Source organism: Streptomyces sp. NBC_01635, from assembly GCF_045209715.1.
Taxonomy (GTDB): domain Bacteria; phylum Actinomycetota; class Actinomycetes; order Streptomycetales; family Streptomycetaceae; genus Streptomyces; species Streptomyces hirsutus.
Map to the genome: position 1 here is coordinate 4,764,793 of NZ_CP109277.1, position 24,457 is coordinate 4,789,249.

The 24,457-nt window shown below is 70.9% G+C and carries 20 protein-coding genes; 10 read left to right on the forward strand and 10 right to left on the reverse strand.

Translation table 11 applies throughout. The features are described from left to right. Positions 1 to 29: 29 nt before the first annotated feature. The 4 genes from OHB56_RS22205 to OHB56_RS22220 all read right to left on the reverse strand — a co-directional run bounded on the left by OHB56_RS22205 (position 30) and on the right by OHB56_RS22220 (position 6,303). A complete protein-coding gene (locus tag OHB56_RS22205; RefSeq protein ID WP_406355202.1) occupies positions 30 to 2,666 on the reverse strand; it encodes a tetratricopeptide repeat protein in 2,637 nt (878 codons plus the stop codon). Next, the gene (locus OHB56_RS22210) at positions 2,663 to 3,091 is read right to left on the reverse strand and encodes a hypothetical protein (RefSeq protein WP_406355204.1); all 429 of its coding nucleotides are present in this window, start codon (positions 3,089 to 3,091) and stop codon (positions 2,663 to 2,665) included. The genes OHB56_RS22205 and OHB56_RS22210 overlap by 4 nt, the downstream gene beginning before the upstream one ends. Before the next feature lie 1,300 nt (positions 3,092 to 4,391). Next, the gene (locus OHB56_RS22215) at positions 4,392 to 5,117 is read right to left on the reverse strand and encodes a 5-formyltetrahydrofolate cyclo-ligase (RefSeq protein WP_406355206.1); all 726 of its coding nucleotides are present in this window, start codon (positions 5,115 to 5,117) and stop codon (positions 4,392 to 4,394) included. 19 nt (positions 5,118 to 5,136) lie between these two features. After that, positions 5,137 to 6,303 (reverse strand): helix-turn-helix domain-containing protein, encoded by a 1,167-nt coding sequence (locus OHB56_RS22220; protein WP_406355207.1) that lies wholly within the window; start codon positions 6,301 to 6,303, stop codon positions 5,137 to 5,139. A gap of 180 nt (positions 6,304 to 6,483) precedes the next feature. Between OHB56_RS22220 and OHB56_RS22225 the strand changes: the two genes are divergently transcribed. From OHB56_RS22225 to OHB56_RS22245, 5 genes are all read left to right on the forward strand, one after another. Beyond that, positions 6,484 to 7,023, forward strand: a complete 540-nt coding sequence (locus tag OHB56_RS22225; RefSeq protein ID WP_406355209.1) for an ATP-binding protein — start codon at positions 6,484 to 6,486, stop codon at positions 7,021 to 7,023. Between the two features lie 24 nt (positions 7,024 to 7,047). Further along, positions 7,048 to 7,590: a phosphotransferase gene (locus OHB56_RS22230; protein ID WP_406359188.1), complete on the forward strand. Its 543-nt coding sequence runs from the start codon at positions 7,048 to 7,050 to the stop codon at positions 7,588 to 7,590. Between the two features lie 591 nt (positions 7,591 to 8,181). Next, positions 8,182 to 10,221 (forward strand): flavin monoamine oxidase family protein, encoded by a 2,040-nt coding sequence (locus tag OHB56_RS22235; RefSeq protein ID WP_406355211.1) that lies wholly within the window; start codon positions 8,182 to 8,184, stop codon positions 10,219 to 10,221. Continuing rightward, the gene (locus OHB56_RS22240) at positions 10,218 to 12,119 is read left to right on the forward strand and encodes a thiamine pyrophosphate-binding protein (protein WP_406355213.1); all 1,902 of its coding nucleotides are present in this window, start codon (positions 10,218 to 10,220) and stop codon (positions 12,117 to 12,119) included. Before OHB56_RS22235 ends, OHB56_RS22240 begins: the two co-directional genes overlap by 4 nt. Before the next feature lie 80 nt (positions 12,120 to 12,199). Then, positions 12,200 to 12,709, forward strand: a complete 510-nt coding sequence (locus OHB56_RS22245) for an inclusion body family protein (protein ID WP_055596858.1) — start codon at positions 12,200 to 12,202, stop codon at positions 12,707 to 12,709. Positions 12,710 to 12,982: 273 nt separating this feature from the next. Here the strand turns inward: OHB56_RS22245 and OHB56_RS22250 are convergent, their stop codons facing one another. Further along, the gene (locus OHB56_RS22250; RefSeq protein ID WP_406355215.1) at positions 12,983 to 14,449 is read right to left on the reverse strand and encodes a hypothetical protein; all 1,467 of its coding nucleotides are present in this window, start codon (positions 14,447 to 14,449) and stop codon (positions 12,983 to 12,985) included. Between the two features lie 112 nt (positions 14,450 to 14,561). Between OHB56_RS22250 and OHB56_RS22255 the strand changes: the two genes are divergently transcribed. Next, the gene (locus tag OHB56_RS22255) at positions 14,562 to 15,800 is read left to right on the forward strand and encodes a molybdopterin-dependent oxidoreductase (RefSeq protein WP_406355216.1); all 1,239 of its coding nucleotides are present in this window, start codon (positions 14,562 to 14,564) and stop codon (positions 15,798 to 15,800) included. Further along, a complete protein-coding gene (locus OHB56_RS22260; RefSeq protein ID WP_406355218.1) occupies positions 15,800 to 16,312 on the forward strand; it encodes a hypothetical protein in 513 nt (170 codons plus the stop codon). Before OHB56_RS22255 ends, OHB56_RS22260 begins: the two co-directional genes overlap by 1 nt. A 107-nt stretch (positions 16,313 to 16,419) precedes the next feature. On the opposite strand, the gene OHB56_RS22265 is transcribed toward OHB56_RS22260, so the two are convergent. From OHB56_RS22265 to OHB56_RS22275, 3 genes are all read right to left on the reverse strand, one after another. Beyond that, positions 16,420 to 17,163, reverse strand: a complete 744-nt coding sequence (locus OHB56_RS22265; protein ID WP_406355220.1) for a DUF2064 domain-containing protein — start codon at positions 17,161 to 17,163, stop codon at positions 16,420 to 16,422. Beyond that, positions 17,160 to 17,855, reverse strand: a complete 696-nt coding sequence (locus OHB56_RS22270) for a glycosyltransferase family 2 protein (RefSeq protein ID WP_326753833.1) — start codon at positions 17,853 to 17,855, stop codon at positions 17,160 to 17,162. Before OHB56_RS22270 ends, OHB56_RS22265 begins: the two co-directional genes overlap by 4 nt. Positions 17,856 to 17,981: 126 nt before the next feature. Further along, the gene (locus OHB56_RS22275; RefSeq protein WP_406355222.1) at positions 17,982 to 18,983 is read right to left on the reverse strand and encodes an NAD-dependent epimerase/dehydratase family protein; all 1,002 of its coding nucleotides are present in this window, start codon (positions 18,981 to 18,983) and stop codon (positions 17,982 to 17,984) included. Between the two features lie 138 nt (positions 18,984 to 19,121). Here OHB56_RS22275 and OHB56_RS22280 point away from each other — a divergent pair, with 138 nt between their 5' ends. The 3 genes from OHB56_RS22280 to OHB56_RS22290 all read left to right on the forward strand — a co-directional run bounded on the left by OHB56_RS22280 (position 19,122) and on the right by OHB56_RS22290 (position 22,454). Beyond that, complete coding sequence (locus OHB56_RS22280; RefSeq protein WP_406355224.1) at positions 19,122 to 19,853, forward strand: flavodoxin family protein; 732 nt, start codon at positions 19,122 to 19,124, stop codon at positions 19,851 to 19,853. Between the two features lie 576 nt (positions 19,854 to 20,429). Then, positions 20,430 to 20,876 (forward strand): SRPBCC family protein, encoded by a 447-nt coding sequence (locus OHB56_RS22285; RefSeq protein WP_326757094.1) that lies wholly within the window; start codon positions 20,430 to 20,432, stop codon positions 20,874 to 20,876. Between the two features lie 279 nt (positions 20,877 to 21,155). After that, the gene (locus tag OHB56_RS22290) at positions 21,156 to 22,454 is read left to right on the forward strand and encodes a serine hydrolase domain-containing protein (protein ID WP_406355226.1); all 1,299 of its coding nucleotides are present in this window, start codon (positions 21,156 to 21,158) and stop codon (positions 22,452 to 22,454) included. A gap of 543 nt (positions 22,455 to 22,997) precedes the next feature. Here OHB56_RS22290 and OHB56_RS22295 read toward each other — a convergent pair. Further along, complete coding sequence (locus tag OHB56_RS22295) at positions 22,998 to 23,765, reverse strand: DUF2182 domain-containing protein (protein WP_406355227.1); 768 nt, start codon at positions 23,763 to 23,765, stop codon at positions 22,998 to 23,000. Further along, positions 23,762 to 24,376 carry a DUF1326 domain-containing protein gene (locus OHB56_RS22300; RefSeq protein WP_388219426.1) on the reverse strand — a complete coding sequence of 205 codons (615 nt, stop codon included), beginning with the start codon at positions 24,374 to 24,376 and terminating at the stop codon, positions 23,762 to 23,764. Before OHB56_RS22300 ends, OHB56_RS22295 begins: the two co-directional genes overlap by 4 nt. Positions 24,377 to 24,457 lie beyond the last annotated feature (81 nt).

The window sequence follows — 24,457 nt, forward strand, 5'->3', positions numbered from 1 at the left end:
GGTCATTCCGGTTGCTCGGGGGTGGCTGCTTAGGTTGCTGTATCCGGTTGCTGTACGGTCTCGGCAGCTTCACGGGCGGTGGCGAGGTTGTTGCGGCTTTGCAGGGTGTCGGGGTGGGTGTCGCCGAGGATCTGCTCGCGCTGGGTGAGAGTGGCCTCATGCAGGGGGATGGCCCGTTCCAGGTCTCCGGCCTCCTGGTAGGCACCAGCGAGGTTGTTGCGGCTGGTCAGGGTGTGGGGGTGGGTGTCGCCGAGGATCTGCTCGCACTGGGTGACAGTGGCCTCATGCAGGGGGATGGCCCGTTCCAGGTCCCCCGCCGCCCGGTAGGCACCAGCGAGGTTGTTGCGGCTGGCCAGGGTGTGGGGGTGGGTGTCGCCGAGGATCTGCTCGCGCTGGGCGAGAGTGGCTTCGAACAGGGGGATGGCCCGTTCCAGGTCTCCGGCCTCCTGGTAGGCACCAGCGAGGTTGTTGCGGCTGGCCAGGGTGTTGGGGTGGGTATAGCCGAGGACCTGCTCGCACTGGGCGAGAGTGGCCTCGTACAGGAGGATGGCCCGTTCCAGGTCTCCGGCCTCCTGGTAGGCACCAGCGAGGTTGTTGCGGCTGGCCAGGGTGTCGGGGTGGGTGTCGCCGAGGACCTGCTCGCGCTGGGCGAGAGTGGCCTCGTACAGGAGGATCGCCCGCTCCAGGTCCCCCGCCGCCCGGTAGGCACCAGCGAGGTTGTTGCGGCTGGCCAGGGTGTCGGGGTGGGTGTCGCCGAGGACCTGCTCGCGCTGGGCGAGAGTGGCCTCATGCAGGGGGATGGCCCGTCCCAGGTCCCCGGCCTCCTTATAGGCGTAGGCGAGGTTGTTGCGGCTGGTCAGGGTGTCGGGGTGGGTGTCGCCGAGGACCTGCTCGCACTGGGCGAGAGTGACCTCGTACAGGGGGATGGCCCGTTCCAGGTCCCCCGCCGACTCGTAGGCACCAGCGAGGTTGTTGCGGCTGGTCAGGGTGTCGGGGTGGGTGTCGCCGAGGACCTGCTCGCACTGGGCGAGAGTGACCTCGTACAGGGGGATGGCCCGTTCCAGGTCCCCCGCCGACTCGTAGGCACCAGCGAGGTTGTTGCGGCTGGTCAGGGTGTTGGGGTGGGTGTCGCCGAGGGTCTGCTCGCACTGGGCGAGAGTGGCTTCGAACAGGGGGATGGCCCGTTCCAGGTCCCCCGCCGACTCGTAGGCACCAGCGAGGTTGTTGCGGCTGGTCAGGGTGTTGGGGTGGGTGTCGCCGAGGGTCTGCTCGCACTGGGCGAGGGCGGCCTCGAACAGGGGGACGGTGCGGGCGGTATGGCCTTGCTCGCGAAGGCGATCGGCAGCGGTGCCATACGCGTCGGTGAGTGGGGCGTTGTGGTGTCCAGGTGGGGTGGTAGCGGCAAGGGTGACCAGGTGGGGAGTGAGGGTGTCCCACTGGCTATCGGTGGTGCTGTCCTGGCCTGGAGGCGGAGCCAGACAATGGAGGACTGTTCGTTCAGCGCGGTCGCGTCCTTGAAGGTGCCGGGGTAGCTGGGTGGCGTCGGTGTTCTGGGCGGTGCGTAGGACGGTTTGGACCAAGCGGTGGATGCTGAGAGTGGTGCCGGTGTCGGTGACCATGCTGTAGGTGGCCAGGGTGCCGATGGCTTCCGCGGTGTCGTCCGGGTCGGTGCCGGACGGGGCGAGCAGAGTGTGGGGAATGTCGTCGGGGGCGAGCCAGGCGGCGATGTGCAGTACCTCTACAGCCAGCGGATTGTCCTTCTCCAAGGCGTTAAGGGTGACGTTCCAGATGCGGGCGATGGTGCGTTCGGCGTCGATGCCGTGGGCGGCCTTGCCCAGTTTGGTGCCCAGGCGACGGCGGTAGGCGTCGAGGCTGATGCCGCGGTTCTGGGCGAGGTAGGCGCTGGCCTGTTTGATCGCCAGAGGGAAGTGCCCCAGGTCGGCGGTGAGGGCGCGGGCATCGGCCTGCTGCCGTGGTGTCGGAGCTGCGTCCTTGAAAACGAGACGGCACAGCAGCGCCATGGCGTCGTCGGGGTCGAGGTTGCCCAGGGCCAGGGTGGGGGCGCTGTCGGGCCAGCCCGTGGTACGGCGGCTGGTTGCCAGGTGGTGCCCCTGGTGGAGTGCACCGATGTACGGGGTGAGGTCGTCAGGGTCCTCGACGTTGTCGTAGACCAGCAGCCAGCCCGGATGCCAGGCCAGCCACTGCCTCGCCCAGGCCACCTGTGCTTGGCGCCCGGCTGTGGCGGCCCAGCCGGGAACCAGGGTGTGAGTGAGGCTGGTGAGGGATGTCTCGATCTCGTCGGGGGACGCCGCATTGATCCACCAGATCAGGGTGTAGTCGCTGCGGTAGCGGTGGGCGTAGTGCAAGGCGAGGGTGCTCTTGCCGACTCCGCCCAAGCCCTGCACTGCTCCGCTCTGCGTGATCGCGCCCTCACCCTGGAAGGTCAGGACACGGCGCAGCCAGACCAGTTCTTCCTCACGTCCCAGACAGAGGGCGGCCGGAGGCAGGTTCGAGGTGCCCCGCGCCGCAGGGACTCTCTCCGGCGCGTGCAACGCCTCGGCGGGCAGCACGTCCCCCGTGTAGGCGTTTTCGACGTGCTTGGCCGCTATCGATCGCTGTCCGGCGGCCTCGATCCGCGGCCTGGACACGGCATCGTCAGCGCTCACGGCTGTGGCGGGGTGTGACCGTCACCGGTGATCGCGGTGCCGATGTGCTGCCCGGCGATCGAACGGGTGCCGGAAGCGGTGATGTTGACCGTGCCCGCGGCCGGGGTGGGCAGCATGGCGGCCAGCTCCTCCCGCAACTGGGAGTCGTTCTGCAACGCGTGTTTGAGCAGCCTGCTCAGCACAGCCGTGGTGTACGTGTCGTCCCGCTCGTCAGCGGCCTCGTCCACCACGCGTTCCAGCTCGGCCCGGCCCGTCTCGTCCCGGCGCCGCCACACCGACTGGAGGATCCGCTGTCCGAGACTGACCGTGGAATCGGCGGCGGCGTCCTCCGCCCGGGTCAGCACCGCCGCCCCGTAAGCGCTCACCGCGGCCGTCACGGCAGGCCCAGCCTGCTGCACCCACTGCACGATCTCCGCATTCACCATGCCCAACCCCCGTCACGCACATGTCTGTCACCGGGAAACCCCAGCCGCTCGTGCGCCCCAGGATAGGTCTCTCGTACCCCCGTGTGCCGGGTGTGCGGGAGACCCGATGGGATGCACGGGAGCGTGCGGTCGGCGGAGTCTCAATGGATGTGGCAGGCGCCGGCAACTGCGGTCAGTAGCCGGTCTACTGATCATCGGTTCGGCTGACCAGCAGGACAGAAGAAGCCCACGGCTCTGACCAGTTCAGATGCCGCGGGCTTCTGTCGTTGTTGGTTGATGTTGAGTGGCCTCGGATGGCCCAGGGGCGGCCCGGCCTCAGCATCGAACCGTCACCAGTTTGGAAGACTGGGTACGCGCCCGCCGTGCGACCTGGGAAGTTGCTGACCTGCGTGTTCTTGGTCAGTTCCCCGTGAGTCCCCGCCGCGCCCCGTCTTTTGCCAGCCTGACAGACACGGGAGAGACACGGTGGTGCACGCTCACATCAGCGTGCTAACCCACGGGTAGACCACTGCGGCTAGACTCGCGGCCGCAGCAAGGCACTTCATGACCGTCGTGGCTGACTCCAGCCGAGTCTTCCACGTCCGTCGTGTGGGCTTGCAGGCTGGCAGCGGGTGAGTGCACTCCAGCATCACGTGTTGCGCATTGCACTGCCATGCTTTGCGCGGTACGGTGGACCCCAGCTCGGGCATCTAGACTCCTGTAAGTCGATGTTGCTCGGACTAGCTCTGTAGAAGCCGTGCTGCGCGGCCCTTTCCCCAAAGTGCGCGCAGGCACGGCTACAGGTGTTCCCCGAGAGGAATACCTGTCAGGAGTGTACCTGAGGGGCCGTTGGCACTGCTTCGCATGCCTGTTGGCCAACCGCCCACCTGTACCCATCACTTGCCCCAGCTCCCATCCCGTCTGCTGTCGACCCACACACCGTGGACCGCGTCTGCTCGGCTCTGCCTGGGTCGATGGTGGTCGGGATGGGAGCTCCCCGCGCACACCACACTCGGCCGGCACTCGCGTACGGCGCCCCCTCCATCCCGGATGCAGGAGCGCCCCCGCCGGAGGCACGTCTTTGGACGCGGCCAAGTTCGTTCGGCGCTCGCCTTCGTCACCCGGCCCTATCCCACTCGTGGGCGCGCGTCGGCGCAGCGCCCGCAGCGCGGGCCGAAGGCATGAGCGCGGAGGGCGGCGGAGCCGGGAGCGCGCCCGGCGGAGCGGAGCGCAGCCGGGGCTTGAACCAGTAGAGAAGGTTGTAACTCTCTGGCTGAGAGCCTTGCTGTCTGGTCCCGGGAGACGCTTGATACTCCGGTCGTCAGACGCCCTGTCGAGCTACCAGCGCCGGGATCGTGGCGATCTTCTCCGCCGTGAGGGCCGACCAGTCGACTCCTGACGGTCGGTGGGGGTTCGGGCAGGTGATGGTCTGGTCGGGGGTCACGATCAGGTCGACGCCGACGTCGTGCTCGGTGGTGGGGATCGAGGTCTGGGTCACCTGGAGTGCGTGGACGGTGGTGACGACGATGGTCTCCGGCGTTACCAGGCCGGCCTCGGTGAGCAGGGCGAACTCGATGTCGGAGTAGCCGGCGCCTTTGCCGATGCGGGAGCCATCGCGGTTGACGGCGACGCTGCCGAGGACGATCAGGTCCAGTGGGCGGAGAGCGTCCACCTCGACGGTGGGGGCGATGACGGCAGCGGTGCGGCTGGCTGCGGCCTCGGTGGGTGAGATGGTGAGGGTGGCCGGGTCGAGGAGGTAGAAGGGCTTGAGGGTGGCCAGCTTAGGGACCGCCATGTAGACGGTTTTGCCCTCCTCCAGGGCCCTCACTCGGACTGGGAGTTGGGCCTTGTCCGGTACGGCTTTGACGATACCCGCCCGCTGCCAGGCCGGGAGTTCCGCGAGTTGGGCCGCGGCTTGCTCGGTGCCCTTGAAGTGGGGGATGCGGCCGTGAACGGAGGAGTCGTGGACGGCGTCCGCGGCGGTCAGGGCGTTCCAAACCTGTATGCGTACCGCCTGCTTGGCGCGGTCCAGGGAGTTGGCTGCCACCGGTGTCTCCTTCTCTCTTCTACGCTGCCGTCATCAAGCCGAGCAGTCTGTCGTGAACCTCTGCGACGAAGGGTTCCTGTCGCCAGGGGCGCAATTCGCGGGCGGCTCCGAAGACGATGTTCATGCCTCCGCCTCCGCGTGTGGTCTCCAGTTCGGCGATGGCTTCGGTGAGGCTGGCCACCCCCGCCTCGACATCGCGTTGACGGATACGGGCGAGCGTAAGGTTCCCCAGCACGATCGCGCGTGACTTTCGTCTGTCCCGTAGCTTCTCCGCCGTGCTGGCCAGCAAGGTCTCGGCCCGTCGGTGGTCTCCGAGGGAGAGGTAGCAGGATCCTGCGAGGCGCCCGAACTGGGTGGGTGACACCAGGCCGGCGGCGGCGTCGCTGCCGTCCACGTGGGCGAGTTGGCGTTCTGCGCGGGAGAGAGCGCGTTCGCAGTCCGAGCTCGACCGAAGTATGGCGTGTGCCTCGGCGACGTGTAGGAGTGCCAGTCCGGTCAGGGCGGGACTCGTGTGCTCGGCGGTTTCGGCTGCTCGCTCCGCGAGTGCGAGCCCGGCCTGCTTGTCGCGGGCGCCGTACAGCGCGACGTAGCAGGTGCGCAGTAAGGCGTGGGCTTCGAGAGTGGTGTCCCGTAGGTGGCGGGCGAGGTCGGCGCTCTGCTCGTAGTACGTCTTCGCGGTGGTGTGGTCGCGGCGCTGGGAGGCGTCCCAGACCAACTGCCCCATGAGAGTGCACGCGTCGGCGTGCAGGGCGTGGAGTTCCCTTTGAACGCGTCCGCGGGCGGAGCCGGCGGCAAGCTGGTCGATGCGGTTGAGCTGTGCTGCTGCTTCTGCGATGAGGCTGGCCGAAGGTACACGGTCGTAACGGGCGGCGCAGTCGTCGAAGCGCGTGCGAAGGGTGGCGACGGCGGGCAGATCGATGCGGCCCGGGTGAAGCATCGCGTAATCGAGAGCGTCCTGTTCCTGCGTGCCACCTGGCAACCGTGCGGTCAGTAGGTCATTGAGGCCCTCGGCATTGACGCGCAAAAGGCGGGCCAGCCGTGGACGCATCCAGGGCTGCGGGGCGGTGCGGCCTGATTCCCAGCGGGTAATGGTGGAGCGGTCCACTTGCATGTGCTCGGCGAGAGCCTCTTGGGTGAGGCCCATGGTTCGGCGGCGCGCTGCGAGGCCGTTGCGGTGGTGCGCCATGACGCTGTCTCCCCGTTTCGCCTGCCCTGTCAGGGACGTGCGGCTGCGTAATTCCCCCCAGGTGAGGCGTGGGTGTGACGCACGGATGCCGCATTAATGCGTCCATTGTGCTCTGGGAGTTGTCGGCTGTGGGCGGTTGTGTGGAACTCCGACGCACACAGCCAGGAAGGTTCGCCCTCCATGACGTTCCGAACACCCGTCCCGAAATCCTCGTCCTTCCGTGTCCCATCCGACGTCGGCTCCGTGTCTTCCGCTCGTCGCAGGGTTGTCGCGATCGTCCGTGACTGGGACTTGCCGCTCGCGGAGGACACGGTCGAGACGCTGGAACTGCTGGCCGGCGAGGTGATCGCGAACGCCGTGGTGCACACCGGTGAGGGCTGCCAGGTCACGGTGAACTGGGACGGGGCCCGCGTGCGGCTGGAAGCCGAGGACGCGGAAGGCGACCTTCTCCCGCAGCGGGCGCCGGCCGACCTGGACGAGGAGAGCGGGCGCGGACTGCAGTTGGTCGCAGGTCTTGCCCAGAGGTGGGGCTCACGGCCGACCACAGACGGAAAGGCGGTCTGGTTCGAGATCGGCGGTTGCTCACCCTCGCTGTCCCGCCTGCCTCCCGCCGCATGCGAAAGCGATCCCTCGTTCGGGGGTGCACAGCGGCCGGTGGCGGTTGCCGAACCGGGATGCGACGTGCTCAGCGGCTCCCGTGCGCATGTCACTGCCACCTGATCACTGCCCCTGACCACCGACCACCTGACTTCGGATGCACGAGTCCCGAAGTCGGGTACAGGTGCCTCCGGCCGGGCCGCCACCGCCTGGTGGAGCGACCTCCGCACGACCCTCGCCTGTCTCTCGGCGGTCCGTACCGACCGCACGGCCGTACGCCAGGCATACCTGGACCGCGCCATGCCGAAGTACCTCGCCTTCCTCGGCGGGCCCGTCCCTACGATGCCGCCCGCGTGGTCCACCGCACATGGCGACCTGCACTGGGCCAACCTCGCCGGTCCCGAACTCGGCATCCTGGACTGGGAAGGCTGGGGTACCGCCCCGGCCGGCTACGACGCCGCCTTGCTGCACGCCTACAGCGTCGGGATGCCGGCGACCGCCGAGCGCGTCCGCCAGGAACTTTCCACCGTTCTCGACAGTGAGGGCGGGCGCTTCGCAGAGTTGGTGGTCATCACCGAACTCCTGCAGAGCGCCGAACGCGGGGACAACGTGGAACTCGTTCCCGCCTTGCGGCAGCGGGCGGAAGAGGTCTGGCACCGGATGGCGAGCGACGGGGCGACCGGTCACTGAGCCGCTCACCGCCGAGTCGGTGGGGACGCCGGGCGACCCCGAGCCGGTGGCGCTGATCCATCAGGACGAAGCCCAGCCACAGGAAGTCATCGCCGGGCTCGGCGCCCGGCCGCTCAGGAGCGGGTCCGACAGCTTTCCGACGGGGGTGGTGGGAGGCCGGCCCCACTTGCCTCGTACCGGCGGCAGACCGCTGGTCGGCGGCAGGAGCCGGATGACGTCTCACGTCGGGCCGCCGTCTCCCACATCGGCATCCACGATCCACGGCCCACGGCCCACAACCCCCGGGCGTCGACAGCGCCGAGCGAGGCCGCGGCGGCGACGGCCGGGCGGAAAATCGCCGTCCCGGTGCCCTTTCCGCCCCGGTCGGCTGGCGGGACCACCACCCTGCAGGCGCCGGGATTTCCGCACTCCGCAAGTGAATTATCGATTCGGCTTCGTTTCCCTTTTCCCATCCGCCCCTGGTGAATCTGCCGTCCGTCAAAAGAAAACCGAGCAGGTCGAATTTTCGTCAAGCGGCGTGATCGGTGGTTTCTGGACTTTATCTGCCGAAGGATCCGGGAAACCGTTTCTCCATATCTACGATCGCAAGCTATGACCGACATTCCACGGGAAAACTCGGCCATCCGTGAGCGCTGGCAGACCTGTCTCAGGCTTGCCCGCGAACTCCTTCTCGTCGGGCCGGACGGCGAGGACCTCAAGCTCGGCTATCTCCGCACCCTGATCGACACGGGCGACCTCGGCCCCACCCGTCACCCGCGCAAGAAGATCCTCGTCATCGGCGCCGGCGTCACCGGCCTCGTCGCCGGCCGCCTGCTCAAGGAAGCCGGCCACGACGTCACCGTCCTCGAGGCCAACGCCGGCCGCGTCGGCGGGCGCATCAAGACCTTCCGCGCCACCGAGCACCACCAGCCCTTCGCCGACCCCGCCCAGTACGCCGAAGCCGGCGCCATGCGGCTGCCCGACTTCCACCCGCTCGTCCTCGCCCTCGTCGACAAACTGGGGCTCGGCCGCCGCCAGTTCTACAACGTGGACGTGGACCCCTCCACCGGCAGCGGCCCCGACGTCCCCCTCCCGCCGGTGACGTACACCTCCTTCACCGGCCGGACCTGGACCCACGGCGACGACAGTCCCGACTTCCGTGAACCCGACAAGCGCGGCAACGCGTGGATCCGCGCCAACCGCGTCCAGGTGCGGCGGGCCGACTACGCCGCCGGTCCCGAACGGATCAACGAGGGTTTCCACCTCACCGACGACGAGGTCCGCTCCCCCGTCGTGAAGATGGTCGACGACGCGCTGGAAAGCGTGCGCGACTACTACTCCGACGTCGTCGACGGCACGCGTGTCAACAAGCCGTTCGACGAGTGGGTCGAGGGCTGGGCCCGGGTGATCCGCGACTTCGACGGCTACTCCATGGGCGGCTTCCTGCGCGACCACGCCGGGCTCAGCGACGAGGCGATCGAGGCCGTCGGAACGCTGGAGAACATGTCCTCACGGCTGCACCTCTCCTTCTTCCACAGCTTCCTGAGCCGCAGCGACATCAATTCCGCCGTCCGCTACTGGGAGATCCCCGGCGGCAGCTGGCGCCTGCCGCACGCCCTCCACCAGGGCCTGCGCGACGAGGTGCGGCTCGGCCACCGCATGATCCGCCTCGAGTACCACGACCCCAGCCGCGACGCCGGCCCCGAGGGCACCGGCGCCGTCGGTCCCGACGGTCGGGGCGTGGCCGTGCAGACCGTCGCCGAGGACGATCCGCAGGCCCCGCCGCGTCTGTGGACCGCGGACCTGGCGATCGTCACCGTCCCGTTCTCCGCCCTGCGCTTCGTGGAGATCGTCCCCTCGATGTCGTACAAGAAGCGCCGCGCCTTCATCGAGACCCACTACGACCAGGCCACCAAGGTGCTGCTGGAGTTCAGCCACCGCTGGTGGGAGTTCACCGAGGACGACTGGCGCGGCGAGCTGGAGAACATCGCACCCGGCCTCTACGCGTACTACCGGCTCGGCGCCGGGGCGGACACCGAGCCGCACCTCACCCTCCCCGATCCGGAGGCCGGCCTGCTCGGTGCCGCGGCCAAGGACAGCGGCGTCACCGAGGAGATGCGGCGGCTCGACAGGACCATGCCGCTGCGCGGCCCCGCCGTCCGCCCCGCCACCCACTGCTTCGGCGGAGGCTCCGCCGCCGACAACCCCAACCGGTTCATGTACTACCCCTCGCACCGGGTCGAGGGCAGCACCGGCGGCGTCGTGCTCGCCTCGTACTGCTGGTCCGACGACGCCGCACGCTGGGACTCCCTGCGCGACGCGGAGCGCTACGTCTACGCCCTGCGCAACCTCCAGGCCGTGCACGGCCGCCGCGTCGAGGTGTTCTTCACCGGCCGGGGCGCCACCCAGAGCTGGGCCCGCGACCCGTACGCCTTCGGCGAGGCGGCCATCTACACCGCGCACCAGATGACCAGCTTCCACCTGGACGTCTCCCGGCCCGAGGGCCCCGTGCACTTCGCCGGAGAGCACACGTCCCTCAAGCACGCCTGGATCGAGGGCGCCCTGGAGAGCGCCGTCCGCGCCGCCGTCGCCGTCCACCGGGCCCCGCCGGTCACCACCCCGGGCCCGGACAGGGAGGAGTACTCGTCGTGATCGCGATCACCCCGAGGTGCACGGTCGCCCGCTACCTCGCCCTGCGCCTGGCCGAGTTGGGCATCACCCACCTGTTCGGCGTCCCCGGCAACCACCTCGGCCCGTTCCTGACCACCCTGCGCGCCGAGGGCGACATCGAGTGGGTCGGCACCCCCACCGAGGGCGGCGCCGGCCAGGCCGCCGACGCCTACGCCCGCATCCACGGCATAGGCGCGGCCGCCGTCACCTACAGCGTCGGCGCGTTCAACCTGCTGGGCGCGTGCGGCGGCGCCTACGTCGAGCAGGTCCCGCTCGTCGTCGTCAACGCCTCCCCGCCCTACGAGCAGTGGCAGAACTACCGCGCCCTCGGCCTGCTCACCTCCCACATGAGCCCCCGCCCGGAGAGCAACCTGGACGTCTACCGGCAGGTCACCGCGGACGCGCAGATCATCTCCCACCCGGGTCTCGCCCCCGGCCAGATCGACGCCGCGCTCACCGCGTGCCTCTCCGAGCGCAGGCCGGTCTACCTGGAGGTCATGGAGGACCTGTGGGACGAGCCCTGCGTCGAACCCGGGGAGCCGATCCTCCGCCGCGAGCGGCCGTTCGGCGCAGGCGACCAGACCATGCTGGACAGTGCCGTGCACGCGATCCTCACCCTGATCGAGGAGCACCCCGGCCCGGACGGCAGGCCCCGCCCGATCGTGTGGGCCGGCGAGGAGATCGACCGGTTCCGCCTCGGCGGGCAGCTCACCGACCTGGTGGAGGCCACCGGAGTGCCGTTCTGCACCACCGTCGGCGCCAAGGCCGTCGTCGACGAGGACCAGCCGCAGTTCCACGGCGTCTACAACGGCCGCGCCAGCCACCCGGACGTGCACTGGATCTTCCAGGACTGGGCCACCTGCCGTATCGGGCTCGGCGCCTGGTCCACGTCGAAGAACCTCGGCGGCGAGCAGTCCGTCGGCACCGACTGGGTGATGGCCGCGCACGGCGGCCTCAGCGTCGGCACCTCCTACTTCCCCGACGTCCGGCTCGAACAGCTGCTGCCCGCCCTCCAGGGCGCGCTGGTCAAGGGCTACGGCTCCGGGGGCCTGGCCGCCGACTACTATGCCGAGGCCCACGCCCACCACGGAGCGCCCGAGGACCGCCCCGCCGCCCTGGAACACCACCGCGCCTCACTCCGGGTCTCCGGCTCGCCGTCCCGGCACCCCGAACGGCTCACCTACGACGGCGTGTTCGACCGGATCAACCACTTCCTGGGCCACGAGACCCGGGAGGACTGGACGGTCGTCTCCGACGCCGCCTTCTCCCTCATCGGCTCGATGAACCTGTCCCTGCCCGCGGGCGGGTTCCTGTCCCAGGTCAGCTGGCTGTCCATCGGCTGGTCGGTCGGCGCGGCCACCGGCGCCGCGCTCGCCCCCGAGCGCACGCCCGCCCGCCCGATGGTGTTCGTCGGCGACGGCGCCTTCCAGGAGACCTGTCAGGAGATCTCCACCCACACCCGGCTCGGGCTGCGGTCGGTGGTGTTCGTCATGGACAACGGACACTTCTACGGCATCGAGCAGATGCTGGTGCGCCCGTCCTACTACGCCGAGCCGGGTTCCACCGGCCCGGACGGCTCCGTCGGCCTGGACGGCTTCACCGGCCCCGTCGACCCGGACGGCCCGTACGACCCGGACTTCTACAACGTCCTCCACCCGTGGCACTACGACCGCCTCGCGGCCGTCTTCGCCGGCGGGAACACCCCGGCGAACGGGATCGTCGTCGCGGACACCTCCGAGCTGGACGCCCTGCTGGCCCACCTCACCGCCCCCGCCGACCCGGTCAACGCCGGACCGCTGCTGGTCCGCGTCCGCCTGCGCTGGCACGACTACCCGCGAGCGATGGCGTACAAGGTGCCGAAGCCCGCCACGACCGCCTGACGGGCCGCCCGGCCCGGCAGGAGCAAGAGGCGCGCCAAGGCGGTGCGCCAGGAGGAACCCGTGTCCGAAAGGGGCAGGAAATGGCTGATCTCAACGTACTGATCGCATTCGATGCGGCCACGATCGTCGAGCGGTACCCCGACGCGTCGAAGAACCCCGACGCGCCGACCTACGTCGACGAAAGCCTGATCTACATGACGACGCGCCAGGACCACATCATCGGCACGTCGGGCGCCGAGCTGAACCTCCGGGCCGAACCCGGGGACAGCGTCAAGTGGCGGGAGACGACGCTGTCGCTCGACACCGACCACAAGGCACTCCTGTACCGGTACGTGAGCAGCGACAACGAGCACGTGCTCATCAGGACGCCGGAGATCGAGGTGATCGACGGCGTCTATCCGATGCCGAAGGAGGGAACCGAAGGCAGGCCGGAATTCGTGACGCAGAACTACCAGGACCATTACTGGCGGACGACGGTCAAAAGGACCGGAAAAGTCGTGTACCACTTCTCCTTCCAGATCCTGGACCGCCATCGGCAATTGAAGGGGTACTTCCAGTGGGACCCCTTCATCACCATCGAAAACCCCTGACAGCTCGGGTGGTGGGGGGCGGTCGGCAGAACGGCCGCCCCCCACCATCAGGGTGTCGTCCTCCGTTCGGGCCATGCCCACGTTCTTGTCGGTGACGTGGAAGCCGCCGGTCCTGTCGACGACGGGCGGGTGAAGGGCGCCTCCTGTGCGGAACTCCTGCTCCGCGGAGGCGACCGCACCCACGCAAGCATCGAGATGCTGCTCATCCTCGCCTTCGCCCGATGTGACGCGACTCGTTCGGCTCTGCTGCTCCTCGGCCCCGCTCGGAAGCGGTCACCATCGGGTGAGCAGCAGATGGTTGAGGAGCAGGGCGAGCAGTGCCTGGGCGGTGAGCCAGGCGCGGACGGGGGTCCCCCCTGCTGGTGGGGGTCCCCCCTGTTCGAGCAGAGTCGAGAACTCGGGGGAGGAGCCGGGACCTCGGGGGAGGGTGAGGAACGCGCAGGCCGGGAGCAGCCACAGGGTGAAGGGCAGCCAGATGCGTTCCGTCTCCGCCTTGCTCATGCCGGACAGGTCGGCGACCAGCAGGGCGAGGAGGGCGGCGGACACGAGGAGCGCGAGGCGGGCCTCGGCTGCCCGGTCGGGGGCGCCGCGGCGGCGGCGGACGAGCACCGCACCGGTCCGCCGCAGGCCCGCCGCCGTCGCCAGGCCCGTGACGAGCACCGTGCAGGCGAGGTTGGCCCACACCCAGTAGCCGTAGGGGCGGATGCCGCCCACGCCCTGGTGGTAGCGCGTGCCCAGCAGGTGGTAGGCCTCCCACCAGTTGAACCCGGCGAGCGTGAACGCCGTCGGGACCACCGCCAGTCCGGCGAGCAGGGGCGCCAGCAGGGCGGGGCGCCCCCGGATCCCGTGCCGGCCGAGGACCATGACCGTCGCCGCGATCAGTGCGACGAGCGTGAGGCCGTACGACAGGTAGCAGGTCAGGCCGAACAGCAGCCCGGACGCCCCCGCCCACCACAGGGACCGTCCGGTGACCGCCAGCGCGAGCAGCGCCACCGCCCACGCCGCCACCGCCGCGAAGTACGCGTCGGCCGAGGTGCCCATCCACACGGCGGCCGGGGCCAGGACGAGGAAGGGCGCCGCCCTTCGCGCGAGTGCCTCGTCGGCCAGGGCGCGGATCGTGACCAGTACGGCCGCGCAGGCCGTCGCCCCGACGGTGATGCACCACACGCCGGCCCAGCCCCCGCCCCGCAGCCCGATCCGGTCGAGCAGGACGAAGGTGAGCGCGGCCGCGGGCGGGTGGCCGGCGATGTGGGCGGGCCAGTGGTCGGGGGAGCCGAGCAGGATGTGCTGGGTGAAGTCCCGCAGCGCCGCCGGGATGTCATGGAAGCGGTCGACGGCCTGGAGGTACTCGTGGGGGGTGGTGAGCCGGACGGCGATGCCCCGGTGCCAGCCGTCGACCAGGGCGAGGGAGAAGGTCCACGCCAGGGACGTGCCCCACGTCAGGGGGACCAGGGCCCGCCAGGGGAGACGGGCCGCGAGGGCGGGGCCGTACGCCACGGTGGCGAGCGCCACCAGGACGGCCGCGGGAGTGCCGGGGCCGAGGTGGGGGCCCCAGGACGCCAGCAGCGGCGGCCAGTCGGCGAACAGCGTACGGCTGGTCCCCTGGATGCGGCGGCCGACCAGCACGGCCGCCGTCACGAGCAGCACGGCGGCCCCGGCGGCGTACAGGTCACGGCTCGGGCCGCGCGGCACGCCGGAGTGCGCTGCGCCGGGCTCGGCGGAGGGCGGGGTGCGGTTCACACCGGAACGCTAGGCCGCGCGGCCGGTCACGGACCGCCGACCGGGCCCGATGTCGGCGTTTCATCACGGGTTGCTCACCTTTCGCCGGGTGGTTCCGGCCTACCGTCGGGACATGCGCGACCCCGCCGCCCCACGGCTTCCCTCCTCGCCCGGCTTCTGGCGCAGCCCCCTGCGCGGCCCCTGGTTCACCTCGGTGCTGGGCCTCGTCCTGCTCGTCGGCATCACCGTGCTGTTCGTGACGGGCCTGGTCTCGTACGCCGCCTACAACCCCGACCTGTCGCCGGTGAACGACAAGACGCCGGACAAGGGGATCCTCGGCTTCTACCTCTTCGCCTGGCCGACGGACCCGCACTGGCTGTACCGGCTCAACCAGGGCGTCCACGTCACCCTCGGCATCACCCTGATCCCCGTCCTGCTCGCCAAGCTGTGGTCCGTGGTGCCGAGGCTGTTCGCGCTGCCGCCGGCCCGCTCGCTCGCGCACGCCCTGGAGCGGATCTCGCTGCTGCTCCTGGTGGGCGGCGCACTGTTCCAGTTCGTGACCGGTGTGCTCAACATCCAGCTCGACTACGTCTTCCCCGGCTCCTTCTACACGCTGCACTTCTACGGGGCGTGGGTGTTCTTCGCCGCGTTCGTCGCCCACGTGCTGCTGAGGATGCCCACGGTGCTGCGCACTCTGCGGCACCCGCGGGAGGAGCGGAACGACCTGGTGACTCCGCGCCCCGCCGAGCCGACCTTCTCCCGGCGGGGCGCCCTGTGGTTCGTCGGGGGCGGCTCGCTGCTGCTGTTCGCCACCACGGTGGGGCAGAGCTTCGACGGTCCGCTGCGGCGCACCGCCCTCCTGGCACCGCGCGGCGGCGGCGATCCCGGCAGCGGCCCGAACGGCTTCCAGATCAACAAGACCGCCGCGTACGCCGGGATCGACGCGGCGGAGACGGGCGAGGACGTGTGGCGGCTCGTCGTCACGGGGCGCGCGGGCACCGTCCGCCTCCGCCGGGACGAGCTGCTCCGGCTCCCCCTGCACAGCGCGGCGTTGCCCATCGCCTGCGTGGAGGGCTGGTCGACGTCGGACCAGTGGTGGCGCGGGGTGCGGCTGCGCGACCTCGCGGCGCTCGTCGGGTACGACGACGACCCGCCGGACGTGTTCGTCGAGTCCCTCCAGCGGAGCGGCGCCTTCCGGGAAGCCGCGCTGCGCGCCAACCAGGTGGCCGACCCGCGCTCCCTGCTCGCCCTGTACGTCAACGGCGAGGAGCTGTCCCCCGACCACGGCCACCCGGCGCGGATCATCGTGCCCGCCGCGCCCGGTGTGCTCAACACCAAGTGGGTGGCCCGGATGACGTTCGGAGACCTGTGATGCCTCCACGGCTTCCAAGGCTTCCGCGCCTTCCCTGGCTTCTGCGGCTTCCGCGCCTTCCGATCGGCAGCCCTCTGCAACTCCTACTGCTGGCCTGCTCGTTCGCGCTCGCCGCCTACGCGGGGGTACGGCTGCTCGCGGACGACTGGTTCGGTGTGGCGCTGTGGTTCGTGGGGGCGGCACTGCTGCACGACCTCGTGCTGCTTCCCTTGTACGCGGTCGCGGACCGGGCGATCGTACGGGGGCTCGGTGCGGTCCGGCGCCGGGAGTGGGTGCCGTACGTACGCGTACCGGCGGCCCTCTCCGTACTGCTCCTTCTGGTGTGGTTCCCGCTGATCAGCGGGAGGGTGGAGCGGCGCTACCGGCTCGGCACCGGGCTGTCGGCGGACGTGTTCCTCGGCCGCTGGCTGCTGATCACCGCCGTCCTCTTCGGCGGCTCGGCGCTGCTGCTGACGCTGCGGCTGCGGCGGCTGCGCAGGGCGGCGAAGCAGCGCCCGCCGGCCGTCCACTGACCGGCCGGTGGCCGGTGGCCGGTGGCCGGTGGCCGGCGGACGGCGGACGGCGGGGCACGGGGTGCTCATCGGGGTGCGGCCGTGGGCGGATTCGGTTCCGCGACGGGTCAGGGGCCCGGTGGGGAGCACGGTCGGCCGTCCGGTGGAGAGTCCGGCCCGGATCCCGGCTCCGTGGCCGGTGGCGAGTCGACCCCCGTGACCGGCGGCGAGTCGCCTCCCGTGACCGGCCGCGCATCCGGCCCCGCGACCGCCGCGCACCGGGCCAGCCGTGCGGCGAAGCGGCCGTACGGGGCCAGGGCGGCGACGGCGTGGGCGTCGGCAGCGGTGTCGACGTCGCGCAGGGGTGGCAGGTCGCGCACCCGCAGGCCGGCGGTGAGGAGCCGGTTCCGTTGGGCCGCTCCCGTCCCCGGGGTCGACATGGGCACGCCCCGCAGCAGGGCGGGATCGGGGTGCGCCAGACCGAGGGCCCAGAAACCGCCGTCCTCGGCCGGGCCGAAGTGGGCGTCGCAGTCGGTGAAGTCCACGGTGAGCAGCTCCGGCGTCACCTGCGGGGTGTCCATGCCGATGAGCAGGGCCGGGCCGTCGCAGTGCGCGAAGGCGTCCGCCAGCCGCTCGTCCAGCCCGCCCGCGCACTGCGGTACGACGTCGAAGCCGGGCGGCAGCCAGGGGCCGGGGGCGCCGTCGAGGACGAGGACGCGCCGGGAGGCGGGCGTGGCCGCCACGGCGTGCAGGGTGTCCGCGAGGGCCGCCTCGGCCAGCTCGGCCGCCTGACCGGGCGTGAACGGCGGGGTGAGCCGGGTCTTGACCCGGCCCGGCTGCGGCTCCTTGGCGATGACGAGGAGCGTGGTCAACGGACGGTTCCTCCTCCGCGCGCGGGGGGCTCGCGCAGCACACGCCTCATGTCCCGTACGGCCTGCCAGGTGCCGCGCCAGGTGCCCGTCACCTTCGACGCCCCGGTGCGCGGCAGGTACGGCACGTCGTGCTCGGCGATCCGCCAGCCGGCGTCGGCCGCGCGGACGACCATCTGGAGCGGATAGCCGCTGCGCCGGTCGGTGAGGCCGAGGGCGAGCAGGGGTGCGCGGCGGGCGGCGCGCAAGGGGCCGAGGTCGTGCAGGCGCAGCCCGGTGCGGCGGCGCAGCATCCGCGCGAGCGCGAGGTTGCCGGCGCGGGCGTGCGCGGGCCACGCGCCCCGGCCCCGCGGACGCCGTCGGCCGAGCACCAGGTCGGCCTCGCCGTCCCGGACCTCGCGGACGAAGGGGACGAGGAGCGACGGGTCGAGGGAGGCGTCGCCGTCGCAGAAGCACACCACGTCGGCGGTGGCGGCGGTCAGTCCGGCGTGGCAGGCCGCGCCGAAGCCCCGGCGCGGTTCGTGCACGACGGTCGCGCCGTACGCGCGGGCGACCTCGGCCGAGCCGTCGGTGGAACCGTTGTCGACGACGAGGGCGCGCCAGCCCGGCGGGATCCGTTCGAGCACCCAGGGAAGGGCCTCGGCCTCGTTCAGGCAGGGCAGCACCACGTCGACGTCCGGGAGAGTCGTCGTCACGGGGTCACCCTACAAACGCGAATCAGGCATACCGGACTTTCTCTCCTCGGGAAACGCGGACGTTCGAGACCGGGGCGGTGCTCGGTGCGCACCGGCGATGGCGCGGTCCTGCGCCCCTGCGCGGTTCTATGCCCCTCGCATTCCGGCCCGCGCGAACTCCGCCATGCCCTCCTCGAAGCCGACCTCCGGCTTCCACCTCAGCCCGACCCGCAGCCGCGACGAGTCCGCGGTGATGTGCCGTACGTCCCCGAGCCGGTACTCGCCGGTGACGACCGGATCGGGCCCGCCGTACGCGGCGGCCAGCGCCCGCGCCATCTCGCCGACGGTGTGCGGCTCACCGCTGCCGGTGTTGTACACCGTGAGCACACCTCCGGTGGCTTCTGCCTCCAGCGCCACCGCGTTGGCCGCCGCCACGTCCCGGACGTGCACGAAGTCCCTCAGTTGCCGCCCGTCCTCGAACACCCGCGGCGCTTCGCCCCGGGCGAGCGCCGAGCGGAAGAAGGAGGCGACACCGGCGTACGGGGTGTCGCGGGGCATCCCGGGCCCGTACACGTTGTGGTAGCGCAGCGACACCGCCGACCCGCCGGTGCAGCGGGCCCAGGCGGCGGCCAGGTGCTCCTGGGCGAGCTTGGTCGCCGCGTACACGTTCCGGGGATCGGCCGGGACGTCCTCGCCGACCAGCCCGGGGGAGAGGCCGCCCCCGCACACCGGGCAGGTGGGCTCGAACCGGCCCGCCTCGAGGTCGGCGACGGCACGCGGCCCGGGCCGTACGACTCCGTGCCGCAGGCACGCGTACCGTCCCTCCCCGTAGACGACCATCGACCCGGCCAGCACGAGACGCCCGACGCCGGCCTCCGCCATGGCGGCGAGCAGCACGGCGGTGCCCAGGTCGTTGTGCGAGACGTACTCCGCCGCGTCGGCGACCCCGTCGCCGAGCCCGACCATCGCGGCCTGGTGGCACGCGGCGTCCACACCGGACAGGGCGCGGCCGACGGCTGCCGGGTCCCGCACGTCGGCGCCGGGATCCTTCCGCACGTCGAACACGAGCGGCTCGTGTCCGCGCTCCCGGAGCACGGCGACGACCTGGGACCCGATGAACCCGGCGCCGCCGGTGACCAGTACGCGCATACGGCCACGCTAGGCCCGCACCGGCGCCGCACCGCGGGACCGCGCCCGTGGGCCGTGACTCCGTCAGGCATGCGGGGGAGGTGTGCGCGAGTGCGTCGAAGCGGGGCAAACCGGAAATCGTGCGAGAGGCTGCCGCCCATGACAGCCTCACCCTTCACCGAGACCCCGTACCGCTACGACGACCTGACCGCCCTTTACTTCAACTGCACCCTCAAACCGTCTCCGCAGCTCAGCCACACCCAGGGCCTGATCGACAAGAGCCGGGCCGTCATGGACGCCGCCGGCGTGACCACGGACCTGATCCGCGCCGTGGACCAGGACATCGCACCCGGCGTCCACCCGGACATGACCGAGCACGGCTTCGCCACCGACGCCTGGCCCGAGCTGTACGAGAAGGTGATGGCCGCCGACATCCTCGTGCTCGCCGGCCCGATCTGGCTGGGCGACAACAGTTCCGTCACCAAGCGGGTCGTCGAGCGTCTCTACGCCTGCTCCTCACTGCTCAACTCCCAGGGCCAGTACGCCTACTACGGCCGGGTCGGCGGCTGTCTGATCACCGGCAACGAGGACGGCGTGAAGCACTGCGCCATGAACGTCCTCTACAGCCTCCAGCACCTCGGCTACACGATCCCGCCCCAGGCGGACGCCGGCTGGATCGGCGCGGCCGGCCCCGGGCCGTCGTACCTCGACCCCGGCTCGGGCGGCCCGGAGAACGACTTCACCACCCGCAACACCGCTTTCATGACCTGGAACCTGATGCACCTCGCCGCCCTGCTGAAGCGCGCCGGAGGCATCCCCGCCCACGGCAACCAACGCTCGCAGTGGGACGCCGGCTGCCACCCGGGCGCGGACAACCCCGAACACCGCTGACCGGTCCCCGGCGGCCGCAGGGCTTTCGTGGTGCGGCCGCCGGGCAGCCCGGGACGGCCGCTCCGTCCGCCGCACGGGAGTCGGACGAGGGACGCCCGGGAGACGGGCGGTGCGGGAGCCGGGCGGTGCGGGAGACGGGCGGTGCGGGGCGGGGACGAGCGAAGCGGCCGACGTCGGACGAGCCTCGTAGGACCGGCTCGGCCCGGTCCGCCGCCGTCCGGCACGGTTGACGCCCCTCGCCGAGGGCGGGCGACGGCTGTGTCGTCGTGCGCCGCGGCTGCGTCGTGTGCCGCGGCTGCTCCGCGTCGGCCGGCGCACACGCGTCCCCGGCTGTCGACTCACCCGTCTGGATCTCTCGGACTGTGCAGGCGGTGCGGTCGGTATGACGCTGGAAGCCAGCCCGTGGACGGCCGGAGAGGTGACCCGGTGCGCCGGGCCCACCCGCCGAACCGAGGAGCGGCCGGGTTCCCGCGCCGCGCTTCACTGCTGCCGGGCATCCGCCGCGCCGGACGTCCTCGTCCGGGGACGCCACGACCGGGGGCGCCTTTCTGCCGCCGATCCTCCAGGAGCGTGATGATGGCCCGGAACCGCTGTCTGATCCTGAGCTCACCGTCCGAAGTCTGGAGCCTGCTGTCCGACGGCCACCGCTACGGGGAGTGGGTGACGGGAACCCAGCAGGTCCTCGCCGTGGACCCCCACTGGCCGGACGTGGGCGCCCGACTGGAAGTCCGCGTCGGCGCCGGCCCGCTGACCCTCGACGACACCTGCGTCGTCCGCATCTCCGAGCCCCCGCACCGCCTGGAACTGGACGCGAAGGCGGATCCCTTCGGCGCGGCCCGCATCGCCATGAAGTTGACCCCTTGGGGCGAGCACACCCTCTTCACCCTCGATTGGCACCCCCTCCGGGGCCCCGGCACCCGGATGCACGGACTCCCCGTGGACTACTTCGTCGGGGTCCGCAACGGCATGATGCTGACGAAACTGGCCCGGATCGCGGTGCGCGAGCATGCCGTGAGCGTTTGAGGCACCCCACGAACACCCGAGGCGGTTCACCGCCCCTGGAAGGCCCCCTACCGACGCCGGTAGGGGGCCTTTCTCGCGGGTTCCGGCAGCGCTGGTGCCGGGACGGGTGCCTTCGGAGGGCAGCTGCCCGGAGGCTTCAGCCGCTGGATGAACCCCGCGAGGTGGCGAGAGGCCGGAAAACCGGCTGTGCCGGTGATCATCCACAGGAAGGATGTAAGACGCATTGACGACCCGTGAGGATTACTCCGAAAACGGTTCGACACCAGGAAGGGAAAAGCCTTGCGCATCGACCGACTCGTCGGAATCGCCCTCGGCACCGCGCTGTTCATGACCACCGCGGTGCCGACGGCAACGGCCGACACCGAAACCGTCTCGTCGACGGCCGAGTCCTTAGACCGTGCCGCTCTGCACGCCACGCTGGATGCTGTCCACGAAGCGGGCATGTACGGCGGCTATTCGTCCGTCCGCGAGGGGGCCGAGCGGTGGACCGGCGCGTCCGGGCTCGCCGACGTGGACACCCGGCGTCCGGTCGAGCCCGGCATGCGACACCGAGTGGGCAGCATCAGCAAGACGTTCACCGCTGTCGCGGTGCTCCAGCAGGTGGAACGCGGCCGGATCCGGCTCGACGCACCGATCGGCGACTACCTCCCGGACCTGGTCGAGGGGGAGCGGGGCCGGGACGTGACCGTACGAATGCTCCTCAACCACACCAGCGGGATCGGCGACTACTTTCTGGGCGCCTTCCCCTCCCTCGCCGACAGCTCCACGGCCGACCTCGACGAAGGACGCTTCCGTTCCATCCGGCCCGAGGAACTGGTGCGGCTCGGTCTGGCGGCACCCGCCACGGGACGGCCCGGCGAGCAGCCGGGGTCGTACTCCAACACCAACTACGTGATCGCCGGGCTGCTCCTGGAGAAGGTCACCGGCCAGAGCGCCGGGACGTACATCACCCGCAACGTCATGGACCGGGCCGGACTGCGCGCGACCTCCTACCCGCGCACCCCGTACATCAAGGGCCCGCACTCCCGGATGTACGAGTCGTTCTACGGTCTGATCGACCCGCCTCGTGACTACAGCGTCTACGACATGTCCTGGGCGTCCACTGCGGGCTCGATCGTCTCGACCACCGACGACCTGAACCGCTTCTACCGCGTCCTGCTGGCGGGCGGGTTGGTCGGACCGGCCGCCCTGGACGAGATGCTGCGCACGGTCCCCGTCACCGCCGGTGGCGTCGGCATCGACTACGGCCTCGGCATCTACGTGCTCGACCTGCCCGGCTGCGGACGCTTCTGGGGCCACGACGGAGCGGTCTTCGGCGCCGGCACGATCGCGTTGTCCAGCCGCGACGGCAAGCGCCAACTCGCCATGGGCTGGAACCTCATGAAGTACCAGCGCCTCAACGAGGACGGCACGGCGCTGGAGCCGAGCGCGATCGACCACGCCATCAACGAACACATCGTCCAGGCGCTCTGCCGGGCCCCGGAGTCCCGTGAGGCGGCCGCGGGCGCCCGGCAACCGCTTCCCGAGGGGCTGCCCGGAGCGGACCTCTCTTCCGGTCAGTGGGTCACCCACAGCTGAGACCAGGCCCGCCCGGTGGGGACGTACGGACGAATCCCTTCCCCGGCGCCCCTCACCACGGTGTGCCAGCCGCTCACCGGTCCGGACGGCACACAACCCCCGGGTCTTCGGCCCGGGGGTCTGTCGTGGAGCGGGTGACGAGAACCGAACTCGCGCCCTCAGCTGGGGAAACTGCGGCCATTCGCCACCAGTCGGGGTGCTGACCTGGGCGAACGGCTGAGGGGTGGCCACTTCGGGCTGGGGCTCTTTCACCATGGTTCCCCGCTGCTCCCCGTCTCGGCCGGTGCGGTAGTGGTGCACGTCGCGACGTTGCCGACACCTACTCGTCATCGATGTCGGAGGCGGGAAGGACGGCTGCCGGCTCCTTTGGAAGCTCAAGCCCGTAGCGGGCGGCGACGACGCCGAGCCGGACCCCGAGAACCGCGCGCGGCTCACCAGGTGCCGCACCGAACGTGGCCCTCTGGAAGCGCCCGCGAACATGTCCGGGGTGGTGGGGACCCACGGCGTCCAGGAACCGGCGGGCTTACGGCTGTGCGGCACGCGTCACGGGTGGCGGAGGCCCATCTCGGTCATGCCGCTGCCCGTGAGGCCGGGGGCCAGCAGGGGCACCCAGAAGACGGCGATCGCGAGCGCGAGCGAGGTGAGGCCGACGACCCGGGCGACAAGACGACCCCGCGGCAGGCGTTTCTCCGCGGTGACGAGGGCGGCCAGGCCCACCATGGCCCAGAGGTTCATCACACCGAACGCCGTGAGCAGCAGCATCAAGGACCAGCAGCATCCCAGGCAGAACGCGCCGTGATGCGCTCCGGCACGCAGGTGGCGCGAGGGGCCGCGGTACGACGCGTAGCGCAGCAACAGGCCGATCGGCGAGCGGCACTTGGTGAGACAGAAATCCTTGAGGGCGGTGAGCTGGTAGACACCGTTGACGGCGAAGACGGCGGCGGCCGCCACCGTCCCTGCCGTGGGATGTGCGGTGGCGACGTGCGCCGCGCCGACGGCCAGGGCGTATGCCGGCAGCCCGGCGGCGGCCCAGACCAGTACGTAGCCGGCGGTGAACGCGATCATGCGCGGCGCCTGGTGAACGGGGGCCGTCCGCGCGTACAGCGAGGCGACGGGTGCCGTGGCCGGCAGCATCATCGCGGCCATCATGATCGTCCATGTGCCCACGAAGGCGGGCAGCTGCCCGGCCATGGTCCGGGACCCCATGTCCCCCCAGCGCAGTGCCACCCACGCCCACGCTGCGGCCGCCGTGAGCAGCACCAGCCCGGAATAGCTCGCGCTGTGCCGGGCGGTGATCGTCGTCGGGGTCACGCCGACCATGAGAAGGGCGCCGAGTGTGCGTTGCGGCCGGTGAAGTCCCATGAGCGGCCGTGTACGCCGTCGCCGACGGCCCGCGTCGACCGGGCGATCGTCAGCGTGCTGTTCGCCGGGTGGAACATGCCGGTCAGCCCCATCACGGGACCGTCCTCGCCGAACTGCGGGGCCACCTGGTCCTCGATCTCGATGTCGATGGCGTCCGCCACCCGCACCGTGTGACGGCGACCGTCGTCGTGGAAGTCGATGGAAACGCGTTCGACGCCGAGGACCTCGCCGATGAGGGGGGCGAGCGCCGCCATCGGTCCGCCCACCTGCCCGGAGAAGACCTTGCCCAGCGCGTCCGCCTGGCTGTCGTCGGCCGAAGCGTCGACGTACAGCACGACCTGCCAGCCGCCGTCGGCCATCACGCGGGGCGCGTCGGCGAAGACGACGACGCTGTGGTCCGCCACGTCCACGCCGTCGACCTCACCCCGTGCGACGTGGAACGCGAGAGTCACCTGGCAGCGCTCGTGATCGGCGGGTGCGGTCAGACCTGAGGTGGTGCACGGACACACGGTGTCGCAGTTGCAGCTTTCAAGATATGTACCGTTCACATTCCAAGCCATTTTTGTACTCCCGCCTGGTTCACCCGCATGTCGGTGATGCGAAGCGGCGCCCGGTCGACGGAGCGAAAGGCCTGGTGCGAG

Excerpts from the sequence above, each read along its gene's own strand:
- OHB56_RS22210 (WP_406355204.1), bottom strand. The coding sequence starts at position 3,091 with ATGGTGAATGCGGAGATCGTGCAGTGGGTGCAGCAGGCTGGGCCTGCC.
- OHB56_RS22220 (WP_406355207.1), bottom strand. The coding sequence starts at position 6,303 with ATGGCGCACCACCGCAACGGCCTCGCAGCGCGCCGCCGAACCATGGGC.
- OHB56_RS22225 (WP_406355209.1), top strand. The coding sequence starts at position 6,484 with ATGACGTTCCGAACACCCGTCCCGAAATCCTCGTCCTTCCGTGTCCCA.
- OHB56_RS22235 (WP_406355211.1), top strand. The coding sequence starts at position 8,182 with ATGACCGACATTCCACGGGAAAACTCGGCCATCCGTGAGCGCTGGCAG.
- OHB56_RS22245 (WP_055596858.1), top strand. The coding sequence starts at position 12,200 with ATGGCTGATCTCAACGTACTGATCGCATTCGATGCGGCCACGATCGTC.
- OHB56_RS22255 (WP_406355216.1), top strand. The coding sequence starts at position 14,562 with ATGCGCGACCCCGCCGCCCCACGGCTTCCCTCCTCGCCCGGCTTCTGG.
- OHB56_RS22260 (WP_406355218.1), top strand. The coding sequence starts at position 15,800 with ATGCCTCCACGGCTTCCAAGGCTTCCGCGCCTTCCCTGGCTTCTGCGG.
- OHB56_RS22275 (WP_406355222.1), bottom strand. The coding sequence starts at position 18,983 with ATGCGCGTACTGGTCACCGGCGGCGCCGGGTTCATCGGGTCCCAGGTC.
- OHB56_RS22280 (WP_406355224.1), top strand. The coding sequence starts at position 19,122 with ATGACAGCCTCACCCTTCACCGAGACCCCGTACCGCTACGACGACCTG.
- OHB56_RS22285 (WP_326757094.1), top strand. The coding sequence starts at position 20,430 with ATGGCCCGGAACCGCTGTCTGATCCTGAGCTCACCGTCCGAAGTCTGG.
- OHB56_RS22300 (WP_388219426.1), bottom strand. The coding sequence starts at position 24,376 with ATGGCTTGGAATGTGAACGGTACATATCTTGAAAGCTGCAACTGCGAC.